The following is a 12,791-nucleotide window of genomic DNA, read 5'->3' on the forward strand; positions in this document are numbered from 1 at the left end:
GGGCGGCGGCTTTTTTAATTGCGCGCAGCCGTTCGTTCACTCGGCCACGCGCTTCCGTTAAGGAGCCGATCGAAGACCAGGCGAACCGGCATCTCTAGACCGAATGCGCGCCTCCGGGCGCAAACTGCGTGCGCAATCACTGGCACCGGCAGAATGCGACAGGCGGCGCACGAAAATGTGACCCGATTATTCGAGGGAAACCATGCCTTTGCCTACCCCCCCCAGCAAGCTCGGCAATCTCCTGCCGCCTGACGAATACAAGGCCAAAGCCGCCACGCCGGCGCGCTCCGCCGCGAAGAAACAGGCAACCGAAGGGGAATCCGCTGAGTCGGCCGACTACGGTCGCGCGAATGTCGCCACGCCGATGGCGCACGCCGCCAATGCCGCGACCACCTTGCGGCCCGTTCCGGCATCGTCGGCTTCCCCTGCTGCGTCTGCATCCGCCGAGCAAGCTGCACCGGCGCGCACACGCAGGTCGAAGCAGACCGCCGCATTGCTGCAACCGGTTCCCGCTTCCCGTCCGCAAGCCGAACCAGCGGCTCAAGCCGCACCTGCTGCTAAATCGCAGCCAGTGGTCGCGCGCGCGCCAAGCGCGAAAGACCCGGCCGCGAGCACGCCCGCAGCCGCCGCACCCAGCGCGCGCGGCACCAGCAAGAAGCGCGGCGCATCCACCGATCCGCTTGAAGTCCAGAAGCTCTTCGTGCTGGACACGAACGTGCTGATGCACGATCCAAGCTGCCTGTTCCGTTTCGAGGAACATGACGTCTATCTGCCAATGATGACGTTGGAAGAACTCGACAACCATAAGAAGGGCATGTCGGAAGTCGCGCGTAACGCTCGTCAGGTGAGCCGCACGCTGGACGCCTTGGTGGCGAATGCCGGCAATATGTCCGACGGCATTTCGCTTGCGCGTCTCGGCAGCCGCGAGGCGTCCGGGCGTTTGTACTTCCAGACCAAGCTCACCGCCATCGAGCCAGTCGAAGGTCTGCCGGAAGGCAAGGCCGACAACCAGATTCTCGGCGTGGTGCGCGCGCTGCAGCGCGACCGGATGGATCGCCAGGTCGTGCTGGTGTCGAAAGACATCAACATGCGCATCAAGGCGCATGCGCTCGGTCTGCCCGCGGAAGACTACTTCAACGACCAGGTGCTCGAAGACAGCGATCTGCTGTATTCGGGCATCCGCGCGCTGCCGCAGGATTTCTGGACCAAGCACGCGAAGGGCATGGAGAGCTGGCAGGACACCAAAACCGGCACCACGTACTACCGGGTGACGGGTCCGCTATGCGCCTCGATGCTGGTCAACGAGTTCGTCTATCTGGAGCCGCAGAACGGCGAGCCGGCGTTTCATGCGCTGGTGCGCGAACTGAACGGCAAGACCGCGCTGCTGCAAACCCTGCGAGACTACGGGCACCACAAGAACAACGTGTGGGGCATCACGGCACGCAATCGCGAGCAGAACTTCGCGCTGAACCTGCTGATGAATCCGGAGATCGACTTCGTCACGTTGCTGGGTCAGGCCGGTACTGGCAAGACGCTGGTTGCGCTGGCAGCAGGTCTCGCTCAGGTGCTCGACGACAAGCGCTACAACGAGATCATCGTGACGCGTGCAACGGTGCCGGTCGGTGAAGACATCGGCTTCCTGCCGGGTACGGAAGAGGAAAAAATGCAGCCGTGGATGGGTGCATTCGACGATAACCTCGAAGTCCTGCAGAAAACCGACGACGCCGCCGGCGAATGGGGCCGCGCCGCCACGCAGGAGCTGATCCGCTCGCGCCTGAAGGTCAAGAGCATGAACTTCATGCGCGGCCGTACGTTCGTGGACAAGTATCTGATCATCGACGAAGCGCAAAACCTGACGCCGAAGCAGATGAAGACACTGGTCACGCGCGCGGGTCCGGGCACGAAGATCATCTGTCTGGGCAATATCGCGCAGATCGATACGCCTTACCTGACGGAAGGCAGCTCGGGTCTGACCTACGTGGTCGACCGCTTCAAGGGCTGGGCGCACAGCGGTCACGTGACGCTGGCCCGCGGCGAGCGTTCGCGGCTGGCGGACTACGCGTCGGAAATTCTTTAAATTTCAATGTTTTAGCTGCGAGCAGAAGCCGCGTCCGGTTGGTTCCGGGCGCGGCTTTTTTCTTGGCGAATCGTTCCGCATGGGCAACACTTAGCGCACAAACTTCAAGTAAGTTGTCAAGAATTCTTGCCTGAGCCAGGTTCCACGGGCTACCATCCCGAAATCATCCGCCATTAAACGAGCTTTTACCGCTCCCGTCGTCTTCATGTGCCGACTTGCCCTTTCGCTGCTCACTGTTTTGCTGCTCGCCGCTTGCGCCGGCGCGCCGCAAAAGACGTCGCGCGGTCCGGAGTCATCGGTCATAGTCGCGAACGGCACTTATCACGCGCCGCCGCCGGGCTTCCCAAACTTTGTCGATCACAGCATCGGTCGTGAAGAAATTTCGATTCAGGCGATGAGTCTGGTCGGCATTCCGTACCGTTGGGGCGGTAATACGCCCGATAGCGGATTCGATTGCAGCGGATTGGTTCGCTATGTGGTGGCGCGCGCCGCTTCCGTCAATCTGCCGCGGACTACCGCGGATATGAGCGGGCGCGGCGAATCGATCGAGCCGGACGAAATCGCGCCGGGCGATCTGATTTTCTTCAACACCACCGGGCGCGCGCATTCGCATGTGGGCATTTATGTGGGCAAGCTGCGCTTCGTCAACGCGCCGTCGACGGGCGGCACGGTGCGGCTCGACTATCTGACCAATCCGTATTGGGCCAGGCGCTTCGACGGTATTCGTCGTGTGGCGGCGCCGGTCGCGACACCGGCGCCATTCGATACGCCGAACTATCAGGCTGCCGCGCCACAACCCGGGCGCGTCGCGCCGGTGGCTCAGACAGCACCGGCTTATGCGGGCGCCGCAGAGGCGATGCGAGCTTCGCCGGGCTACGTGGCGAACGCTGCGGCGACCCGCTCCGCGGACTATGCGGCAGCGCCTATTGCGTCGCAAGCGTCAAGCTATGCCGCGAACCCGATGGCTCCGCAGCAAACGGCTCGTGTCGCGGCGACCCCGCGTGCGCCGCTGACTGCGACCGCTCAGCCGACGGTCGCCACAGCTGCGGCACCGGCACCGCAAGCGGATCCGTTCGAGCCGCCGCCACCCGGGATGAGCGCCGCGCAAATGCAAGCACGCACGGCGGGTGCGGTGTCTCCGGTGCCTGTTCGGACCGGCCAGGCGAGTACGTACGACACCGCTGCGGGCTCGACGAACCAGCAGACGGCGGCCGCACGCGTCGAACCGTCAACAGTTGCCGCCCGCGCGCCGGATCCGATCGACGCCGCAGCCGACGCATTCGAGCCGCCTCCGCCTGCTTCAGTCGCCGTACGCCAGGCGCAGCAAGCTCGACAAGTCGACGAGAACACCGGTGTGCAGATCATGCGCGCCTCGACGGCATCGCGCGGCGTCCCTGCCCCCACGCAAACCACCGACGATCCGATCGCACGCTTCGCCAACGGTAACTTTTGACGGCGCGGGCCGTGGCTCGTGGCTCGTGGCTCGTGGCTCGTGGCTCGTGGCTCGTGGCTCGTGGCTCGTGGCTCGTGGCATGTGGCATGTGGCATGTGGCATGTGGCATGTGGCATGTGGCATGTGGCATGTGGCGCGTGGCGCGTGGCGCGTGGCCCGTGGCATGTAGCTCGTAGCTCATGGGCCATGGCCCGTAGCCCGTTTGCCATGCCATGCCATGCCGCCCAAGATTAGTCGCTCGGCGGCGCTCATACCCCACCCCACGAGCCAGTCCATCCCCGCCGCGCCGCCGATCTGCTATCGTCATCGATATTCTTCTGACAGGGTGGTGACGATGGATCTCGGGCTGAAAGACAAGGTAGTGTTGATCACGGGCGGCAGCAAAGGCATCGGGCTCGCCTGCGCCCGAGCGTTCGCGCTCGAGGGCGCGAAGGTGGCGATCGTTTCGCGCGACCCCGCCAATCTGGCGCGCGCTTACGAACAGTTGAAGCAGGAGGGCTTGCACGTGCATCGGACCCGCGCCGACCTGCACGAACCGCACAGTGCAGCGGACATCGTCGAGGAAGTCACCACTGCGGTCGGCCCCATCGACGTGCTGATCAACAGCGCCGGCGCAGCCCGCCGCTACGACCCGGAAACGCTGGACGCCGACGCGTTCCGCGCGACCATGGAAGCGAAATATTTCCCCTATATCTACCCGCAGCAGGAAGTGCTGCGGCGCATGGCCGAGCGCGTCAAAGCGGGCGAGGCCGCCGCGCCCGGCACGATCGTCAATATCATCGGGATGGGCGGCAAGATCGCGAGCGATATCCATATCGCCGGGGGTGCCGCGAATGCGGCGCTGATGCTCGCCACGGTCGGCCTCGCCCACTACTACGCGCGCTACGGTATCCGCATCAACGCGATCAACCCGGGTGCGACTCTGACCGAGCGCGTCGAGGAAGCGGTCAAGCTGGAAGCGTCGCAGCAAGGCATTGACAGCGGGGAAGCACTAGCGCGCGGGCAGGCCAAAGTGCCGCTCGGGCGTTATGCAAATCCGGAGGAAATCGCGGACGTCGCGCTGTTTCTGGCGAGCCGTCGCGCGAGCTATGTGACGGGCGCAATCGTCCCGATGGATGGAGGCAGCGCGCCGTTGATTTGAGCGACGCGCTTTATGAACCCCGCGAGGCGCATGGATCTGCCGCCTCGCGCGCGCTTAAAGAAAGCGGTGACCAAGCCACCAGGCAGCCGCGGAGAGCGCTGCGGAGGCTGGGATCGTCAGAATCCACGCCCAAACGATATTGCCGGCTACGCCCCAACGCACGGCGCTCAACTTTTGCGTCGCGCCGACACCGACGATCGCGCCAGTAATCGTATGGGTGGTGGACACCGGAATGCCGAGCCATGACGCCGTGAACAGCGTGATCGCGCCGCCCGCCTCCGCGCAAAAGCCGCCGACCGGCTTCAGCTTGGTGATCTTCTGCCCCATCGTGCGGACGATCCGCCAGCCGCCGAACAGCGTGCCGATCCCCATCGACAGATAGCAGCCGCCGATCACCCACAGCGGCGGCGCATCCGCGATCGACGACGCATAGCCCGTCGCGATCAGCAGCATCCAGATAATGCCAATGGTTTTCTGCGCGTCATTGCCGCCGTGGCCGAGGCTATACAAGCCCGCGGAGACCAGTTGCAGACGCCGGAAACGCCGGTCGACCTTACTAGGCGGCGTGCGGAAGTAGATCCACGACACCGCCAGCATAAAGAACGAGCCAAGCACGAAACCGAGCAGCGGCGAGATGAAAATGAACGCCACCGTCTTCATCAATCCGTCGAAATTGAGCGAACCCCAGCCCGACTTGGCAAGCGCCGCGCCCACCAGTCCGCCGATCAGCGCATGCGACGAGCTGGACGGAATACCGTAATGCCACGTGATGATGTTCCAGCCGATCGCGCCGACCAGCGCGCCGAAAATGACGTAGTGGTCGACGATATTCGGATCGATCGTGCCCTTGCCGACCGTCTGCGCCACTTTCAGGTGGAATACGAAATACGCGATAACGTTGAAAGCCGCCGCGAAGGCGACGGCCTGCTGCGGCTTCAGCACGCCAGTCGACACGACCGTGGCAATCGAATTCGCCGCGTCGTGGAAGCCGTTCATGAAGTCGAAAACCAGTGCGACGGCGACCAGGCCGGCGACGACCCAGATAGCAAGTTGTATCGATTGCATTATGCGTTTTCCAGCACGATGCCTTCGATAATGTTCGCCACGTCCTCACACTTGTCGGTGATCGTTTCGAGCAGTTCGTAGATCGCCTTCAGCTTGATCAGCGTCTTGACGTTGTCTTCTTCGCGGAAAAGTTTCGACATGGCCGAGCGCAGCACGCGGTCGGCTTCCGATTCCAGACGGTCGATTTCCTCGCACGCCTTCAGGATCTGGCTCGCCTGCTTCATGTCGGACAGCAGGCTGACGGCGAACTGGACGCGTTCGGAGGTGGCCGTGCAGATATGCGCCAGCTGGCTCGCTTCGGAGGTCACCGCCTGTACGTCGTACAGCGAGACAGCGGTGGCGACGTCCTCCATCAGATCGAGAATGTCGTCCATCGTGGTGATCAGCTTGTGGATCTCATCGCGGTCGAGCGGCGTGATGAAAGTCTTGTGCAGCAGGTCGATGGTTTCGTGCGTGAGCTTGTCTGCGGCCTTCTCGGCCTTTTGCACATTTTGTTTATGAGTCTCGGCGTCCTGCAGATTGTCGATCAGCAGTTCGAGTTCGTGGCTCGCCGAGACGATGCACGTTGCGTGCGCATTGAAAATTTCAAAGAACTTGCCCTCGGTGGGCATGAATCGACCGAACATTGGGATCCCGGAAATTGGTCACATTTATGGCTGACATAAAACCGCCACATTGTACCGTTCCAGGATCGATGTCGCACTTTTGAAAGCGTCGTTACAACAGGCCCAGGCGTTATCGCTTTACTCGCTGTAGAAGTTCTGCGCACCAGCAAAATTATCGAACTTCGTGAATTGCCCGTGGAATGTGAGCCGAACAGGTCCGATCGGACCATTCCGCTGTTTACCGATGATGATCTCCGCCGTGCCCTTGTCCGGGCTGTCGGGGTTGTACACCTCATCGCGATAAATGAACAGAATGACGTCCGCATCCTGCTCGATAGCGCCGGATTCCCGCAAGTCGGACATGATCGGCCGCTTGTTCGGGCGCTGTTCGAGGCCCCGGTTGAGCTGCGATAACGCGATCACGGGTACGTCGAGCTCTTTGGCGAGGCTCTTCAACGAACGCGAGATTTCCGAGATTTCGGTCGCACGGTTTTCACCCGACGACGAACCGCTCATCAGCTGCAAGTAGTCGATGATGATCAGGCCGAGCTTGCCGCACTGGCGTGACAGCCGACGCGCGCGCGAGCGCAATTCCATCGGATTCAGGCCGCCCGTTTCGTCGATGAAAATCTGCGCCTCGCTCATTTTCTGCACCGCGTGCGTGAGCTTCGGCCAATCCTCGTCGGTCAGACGCCCGGTTCGCATGCGATGCTGATCGAGCCGGCCAACCGAGCCGAGCATACGCATGGTGAGTTGCGAGCCAGGCATTTCCATGGAGAACACAGCGACCGGCAGACCGTACTCAACCGCCACGTATTCGCCGACGTTCATCGAAAACGCCGTTTTACCCATCGACGGGCGGCCCGCCACGATGATCAGCTCGCCGCCGTGCATACCGGAGGTCATGCGGTCGAGGTCGACAAAACCGGTTGGTGTGCCGGTCACGTCGCTCGGATTGGCGGTGTGATACAGCGTGTCGATCCGCTCGACCACCTCGGTCAGGAGCGGCCCGATTTCCAGGAAGCCCTGCGTGCCACGCGCGCCGTCTTCAGCGATCGAAAACACCTTCGATTCGGCTTCGTCCAGTAGCTGGCGGACTTCCTTACCTTGCGGATTGAAAGCGTCGGCTGAAATTTCGTCGGCCACTGACACAAGACGACGCAACACCGCGCGATCGCGCACGATTTCCGCATAGCGGCGGATGTTGGCCGCGCTCGGCGTGTTCTGCGCCAGCGCGTTCAGGTACGCGAGACCGCCGACCTCTTCCGCCTTGCCCGAGGTGCCGAGCGCCTCGTACACGGTAATCACGTCGGCCGGACGCGTCGCCGCGATCAGCTTGCCGATGTGTTCGAAAATGATGCGGTGGTCGTATCGGTAAAAATCACTCTGCGACAGGAAGTCGGCGATGCGGTCCCATGCGGCGTTGTCGAGCAGCAGGCCGCCCAGCACCGACTGCTCGGCTTCGATCGAATGCGGCGGGACTTTCAGCGACTCGATTTGGGGATCTTTGGACGGTGCGTTCATGGAGAGGAATTATCGGGTAAATGCGCGCGGAGGGAAATCAAAAACCGATACTTCGGTGCATCGAAAATGGGCAATAAAAAAGGCAGGGGCCGGTCACCCGGCCCCTGCCTTTTGCCAGTAACGTCCTGGCAGATGCTACTCGATGCTTAGACGTGTTCGCCGATCACGGCCACCTTCACATCGACGAGAACGTCGGTGTGCAGCGAGACCTGAACAGCGTGGTCGCCGACCAGCTTCAGCGGGCCTTCCGGCAGACGCACTTGCGCCTTTTCAACTGCGAAGCCTTGCTTGACCAGTGCGTCAGCGATGTCGGCGTTCGTCACCGAGCCGAACAGACGGCCGTCGACGCCAGCCTTCTGATTGATCTGAACCGTCGAGCCTGCCAGCTTTTCGCCTTGAGCTTGAGCGGCCGCCAGCTTTTCAGCGGCGATCTTTTCGAGTTCAGCGCGGCGAACTTCGAATTCAGCCAGGGCTTCCTTCGTGGCACGGCGAGCTTGCTTGTTCGGGATCAGGAAGTTACGTGCGTAACCGTCCTTAACCTTGACGATGTCGCCCAGATTACCCAGGTTGACGACTTTTTCCAGAAGAATAATTTGCATTCGGATACTCCTTATCGCGTCGTCGGGTTAGGCCTTGTGCTGGTCGGTGTACGGCACCAGCGCGAGGAAACGTGCGCGCTTGATTGCCGTATCCAGCTGGCGTTGATAGTGCGACTTCGTACCCGTGAGACGCGCCGGCGTGATCTTGCCGTTTTCGCCGATGAAGTCCTTCAGCGTTTCGAGGTCCTTGTAGTCGATGTGATCGACGCTAGCGGCCGTGAAACGGCAGAACTTCTTGCGCTTGAAGAGCGGATTTTGTTGCTGACGACGCTTGTCGAATTTCTTACCAGTCGGGCGGGGCATGTTCAGTCCTTTCCAATGTCCTGCAATTCTGTGATGTGAAATACCAGAGTTCTTGCGTTGCGGTGCTTTTTCGCCAGAAAGCCTGTGAAGAGCGTTTCCACGCCCATCTGACAGCCTTCCAGCTTACCGCTCGCCTCGCCTGCAGCTACCGCCTGCATGGTCAGTTCGACTTGCCGGGCGATACCGGCTTCGACGACTTCCGTGCGGTGGTGCAACGTGCAGCCTGCAATCGGAACGCCGGCGGGGGTATACCGCACCGGTTCGCGTTCGACGACGCTGGCCATAAGTTGCAGCCGGTTCATGTAGCCTTCGACGAGAGCGACGCTTGATCTGGTAGCTTAAATAGTGTGTCTTAAGCCTGCGCTTCGGACGGTTGCGTAGCAGCCGACTTCTTGGCTTCTTCGCGCTGCACTTCCTTCATCATCGGCGACGGGCCGGTTTCGGCCTTCTTCATCTTGACGATCAGGTGACGCAGAACAGCGTCGTTGAACTTGAATGCATGTTCCAGCTCGTCGAGCGTGGTTTGGTCGCATTCGATGTTCATGCAGACGTAGTGAGCCTTCGCGAGTTTCTCGATCATGTAGGCCAGTTGGCGACGGCCCCAGTCTTCGATACGGTGGATCTGGCCACCGTGCGAGGTGATCGTGCTCTTGTAACGCTCGATCATTGCGGGCACCTGCTCGCTTTGATCCGGATGCACGATAAATACGATTTCGTAATGACGCATATTCACTCCTTGTGGATTAAAGCCACCCGGGCGTCGGAACCGGTGTGGCAAGTGAGAAGCCAAAGAGTGTAACCCGAATGGGGCCGGGTTGCAAGATATCCCGTTAATCAGGCGCGCGATTCGGGAGTGTTTTCAAGGGTTTAGGTGGTGGCGGAGCGAGGCAGCCGGCGGCGCTCATCCCAATCCGTCAGCCGCCTTCCGTGCGCTCGCTGCCGCTTTGCAAACGCGCCTTCAGCGCCGTTTCCAGCCCGCTCAATGCATCCGGCGCGGCGTCCGTGATCGCCCACCAGGTCATGCCCTCAGCGTTCCAGTGCGAGATCGAATAGCCTTCGCGGGCAAGCACGGCGGGCGCCGCGCCGTCCGGGCCGCGCCCCGTACCGGCGGCGCCGGCCTGCGGAAATACATACACGTCGATCACATGCTTGCGATAGCGGTACACCAGCACCGCCACTCGCTGATGCGCGAGGTAATCCAGCCGCCCGCCCTCCAGCGCGAAGCCGCTGGCGGCCAGATCTTCGACCGGTGGCGAATAGTCGAGCCGGCCGTTGAACCACGGCTTGACGGTATGTTTGTCCGTCGAAATCACGTCGATGTCGCGGCCGGACACCTGCGCCCGCACATGGCTTTCCACCAGTTCGTCGGTGAACGGCGAAATCTCCGGTGCCCGGTGCAGGCTCAGCGTGACGCCCGCAGCAGCCACGCCGAGAACAATGACCAGCGCCGCCAGCCAACCTTGCGTAATCAACCGGCTCGAACCGCCGGCGGCGGTGCCTAGCCCTCCTCCCAGGCCGCCTGGGCCGCCGAGAGCGCCCATACCGCGCGAACCGCCCTGTGAGCCACCCTGCAGGCCGCGCCAGTCGTCCAGCCAGGCGAACCAGCGCCGCTGGCGCGGTGCCGCCTTGCGAGGTTCGAGCGCCGGGACGGCCTCTTCCGTCGACGGCAGCGCCGCGACGATCCGGGCGCGCAGCGCGTCCGGCGCGCGATGATAAGGCGCGGCGGTCAGCGACCGGCTCAGCGCCTGCAAGCCTTCGCTTTCCCGGCGGCAAGCATCGCAACTCTCAATGTGCTGCTGCACCCGCAGCGCATCCGGCGCGGGTAATTCACGATCGGCGCTCGCGTCGAGGAGCGGCCGCGCTTCGTTACAGTCCATCTGGCGTCTCCTGGGCGAAGCCGGCGGCAGCGCCGCCAGGCGTGTTGGGTGACCGGGCGTTCGAGACCGCCCGGAGCGGTGTAACCGAGGCCGTTGGCCCCGGGCATGTGGGCGAGCGTGCTGCGCGTGCGGCGCCGCCGGACTCCGACCTGCCCTCGCCCGCGGCGCGGGGGCCGTCGCGTGGATCGGCCGGACCATGATGCGATTGCTGCGGCACGTCGCGCGCCGGACGCCCAGACCCCGGGCGCCCCGACCCTGATCCAGACCCAGACTGCCCGTCTGCCGGCTCCGTCAGGAGCGCCGCCAACTTGCGGCGCCCGCGTGCGAGCCTCGACATGACTGTTCCGATCGGCACGTCGGCGACCAGTGCGATCTCGCGATAGCCCATCTCTTCGAGTTCGCGCAGGATCAGGACCTCGCGGTACTCCACCGGCAGCTGCGCGAGCGCCTCATGCACCCGCTTCGCGTCTTCGCCGCGGATCAGCAGCGCCTGCGGATCGTCGCCGCCCGCGCTCCAGCCGTCGAAAGTCGCGTCGTCCATGCTGTCGTCGAACTCCACCACCTCGTGCGACGACGCGCGTCGCCGCCATTCCGTGTACCAGGTGCGGCGCACGATCGCGAGCAGCCACGGCCGCGCCGAGTCGCCACGGAAGGTGTCGAAGAAACGGAACGCACGCATGAACGCTTCCTGCACGACGTCGTCCGCATCGTTCGAGTTGCCGCATAGCCAGCGCGCGAGGTTGTACGCCGCGTCGAGGTGCGGCAGTGCCAACTGCTGAAAACGGCGGCTCCTCGCCGCCTCGGTTTCGGCCGTTGGCTGCGCGCGGGCTGCGGTTGCTTGGGTCTGGACCACCTCGGCCCTCCAGGGTATTGCGGCTAGGCTGTGTGACGCGTTTTCACTCGCTTACCACGCATAACCGCTCACATGCCGAGTTTATTCCCGTCTGCGTCCTCAATCCGAACATATAAGAGGGGATACGCTGGCGTGGCGCGCCGTTGGGCGGGCGGACACGCAATTTGAAGACGAGGCCGTCGAACATTTCCATCGTCATCCGGGTTGCCACGCGCCGCCGGGCACTTGCCGGGTCCATCCAGCCCCAGCGCAGTAGCGGCCCCCGCCAGACGCTAATAAGTCGGGCGATTCCAGTAATCCTCGCTGGCATACACCTCTTTCAGATAATCGATGAAGTAGCGCACCTTGGCCGGCACATAACGCTGCTGCGGATAGACCGCCAGAATGTCGTAGTCGGGCAGCGCGAATTCATCCAGCACGGTTTCCAGTTCGCCGCGCGCCAGTTGCTGCTGGATTTCCCACGTGGAGCGCCAGCCGAGCCCGAGCCCTTCGGAGACCCAACGATGCAGCAACTCGCCGTCGTTGCAATCGAGCGTGCCGCCCACCCGCACCGTCGCCAGTTTGCCGTTGCGGCGGAAATACCAGCCGCGGTTCTGCCCGCCTTGCAGGTTGAACGCCAGACAGTTGTGCTGCGGCAGATCTTCGAGCGTTTTTGGTTTGCCGTATTGGCGGAAATATGCCGGCGTGCCGCACACCACGCGCCGGTTCGACGCCAGCTTCACCGCGACGAAATTCGGATCGACCGCGCCGCCGATCCGGATCGACAGGTCATAGCCCTCGCGCACCAGATCCACGACCCGGTCGGTCAGGTTGAACGACACCTGCAATTCAGGCTTGTCGGCAAGAAAAACCGGCGCAAGCGGTGCGACGTGCTTGCGCCCGAACGCGGCCGGCGCCGACACGATCAGATGGCCGTTCACCGCGCGCCGTCCGGCGCTCAGTTCGTTTTCCGCCTGGTCCCACTCGGTCAAGAGGCCGCGGCAGCGCTCGAGAAATGCCGCGCCGTCTTCGCTGACCACGAGGCGCCGCGTCGAGCGGTACATCAGCTTCACGCCGAGGCGCTTTTCCAGCGCGTCGATGCGGCGCCCGAGAATCACGGGCGAGACGCCCTCCTCCAACGCGGCCGCCGCGAGGCTGCCGGCGTCGGCGACGCGCACGAAGGTTTCGATCTGTTTGAAGCGGTCCATTTTTGTCTCCTACTCGTCGCGCCTTGAGATGAATGGCTCGAGGATCACTGCCTGGCTTCTGGCTCGCAGTCTGCAGCCAGGATCTCGCTCTGCTCCACCGACCCCGC

Annotated in this window: 13 protein-coding genes; 3 read left to right on the top strand and 10 right to left on the bottom strand. The window is 62.9% G+C overall.

Going from position 1 to position 12,791, the window contains the following annotated elements:
• Positions 1–202: 202 nt before the first annotated feature.
• From P0D84_RS11660 to P0D84_RS11670, 3 genes are all read left to right on the top strand, one after another.
• Complete coding sequence (locus tag P0D84_RS11660) at positions 203–2,077, top strand: PhoH family protein (RefSeq protein ID WP_408336384.1); 1,875 nt, start codon at positions 203–205, stop codon at positions 2,075–2,077.
• A 205-nt stretch (positions 2,078–2,282) separates the two neighbouring features.
• Positions 2,283–3,530, top strand: a complete 1,248-nt coding sequence (locus P0D84_RS11665; protein ID WP_408336387.1) for an NlpC/P60 family protein — start codon at positions 2,283–2,285, stop codon at positions 3,528–3,530.
• A gap of 334 nt (positions 3,531–3,864) precedes the next feature.
• Positions 3,865–4,671 carry an SDR family NAD(P)-dependent oxidoreductase gene (locus P0D84_RS11670; protein ID WP_408339796.1) on the top strand — a complete coding sequence of 269 codons (807 nt, stop codon included), beginning with the start codon at positions 3,865–3,867 and terminating at the stop codon, positions 4,669–4,671.
• Positions 4,672–4,725: 54 nt separating this feature from the next.
• Here the strand turns inward: P0D84_RS11670 and P0D84_RS11675 are convergent, their stop codons facing one another.
• The 10 genes from P0D84_RS11675 to P0D84_RS11720 all read right to left on the bottom strand — a co-directional run bounded on the left by P0D84_RS11675 (position 4,726) and on the right by P0D84_RS11720 (position 12,684).
• The gene (locus P0D84_RS11675) at positions 4,726–5,736 is read right to left on the bottom strand and encodes an inorganic phosphate transporter (RefSeq protein WP_408336390.1); all 1,011 of its coding nucleotides are present in this window, start codon (positions 5,734–5,736) and stop codon (positions 4,726–4,728) included.
• Entirely contained in the window at positions 5,736–6,362 is a 627-nt protein-coding gene (locus P0D84_RS11680) for a DUF47 domain-containing protein (protein ID WP_408336393.1), read from the bottom strand. The genes P0D84_RS11675 and P0D84_RS11680 overlap by 1 nt, the downstream gene beginning before the upstream one ends.
• A 117-nt stretch (positions 6,363–6,479) precedes the next feature.
• On the bottom strand, positions 6,480–7,865 hold the full coding sequence (locus P0D84_RS11685; protein WP_063495982.1) for a replicative DNA helicase: 1,386 nt from the start codon (positions 7,863–7,865) through the stop codon (positions 6,480–6,482).
• Positions 7,866–8,011: 146 nt separating this feature from the next.
• The gene (gene rplI / locus P0D84_RS11690) at positions 8,012–8,464 is read right to left on the bottom strand and encodes a 50S ribosomal protein L9 (protein ID WP_408336396.1); all 453 of its coding nucleotides are present in this window, start codon (positions 8,462–8,464) and stop codon (positions 8,012–8,014) included.
• Between the two features lie 27 nt (positions 8,465–8,491).
• Positions 8,492–8,767, bottom strand: coding sequence for a 30S ribosomal protein S18 (rpsR, locus tag P0D84_RS11695; protein ID WP_408336399.1), 276 nt, complete (start codon positions 8,765–8,767; stop codon positions 8,492–8,494).
• Positions 8,768–8,769: 2 nt separating this feature from the next.
• On the bottom strand, positions 8,770–9,069 hold the full coding sequence (gene priB, locus P0D84_RS11700; RefSeq protein WP_179731413.1) for a primosomal replication protein N: 300 nt from the start codon (positions 9,067–9,069) through the stop codon (positions 8,770–8,772).
• Between the two features lie 50 nt (positions 9,070–9,119).
• The gene (rpsF, locus tag P0D84_RS11705; RefSeq protein WP_006048823.1) at positions 9,120–9,494 is read right to left on the bottom strand and encodes a 30S ribosomal protein S6; all 375 of its coding nucleotides are present in this window, start codon (positions 9,492–9,494) and stop codon (positions 9,120–9,122) included.
• 187 nt (positions 9,495–9,681) lie between these two features.
• Entirely contained in the window at positions 9,682–10,644 is a 963-nt protein-coding gene (locus P0D84_RS11710; RefSeq protein WP_408336403.1) for an anti-sigma factor family protein, read from the bottom strand.
• Positions 10,634–11,497 carry an RNA polymerase sigma factor gene (locus P0D84_RS11715; RefSeq protein ID WP_408336406.1) on the bottom strand — a complete coding sequence of 288 codons (864 nt, stop codon included), beginning with the start codon at positions 11,495–11,497 and terminating at the stop codon, positions 10,634–10,636. The genes P0D84_RS11710 and P0D84_RS11715 overlap by 11 nt, the downstream gene beginning before the upstream one ends.
• Positions 11,498–11,769: 272 nt before the next feature.
• Entirely contained in the window at positions 11,770–12,684 is a 915-nt protein-coding gene (locus P0D84_RS11720) for a LysR family transcriptional regulator (protein WP_408336409.1), read from the bottom strand.
• Positions 12,685–12,791: the final 107 nt, after the last annotated feature.

The organism is Paraburkholderia sp. RL17-337-BIB-A (assembly GCF_046025895.1).
GTDB classification, from domain to species: domain Bacteria; phylum Pseudomonadota; class Gammaproteobacteria; order Burkholderiales; family Burkholderiaceae; genus Paraburkholderia; species Paraburkholderia fungorum_C.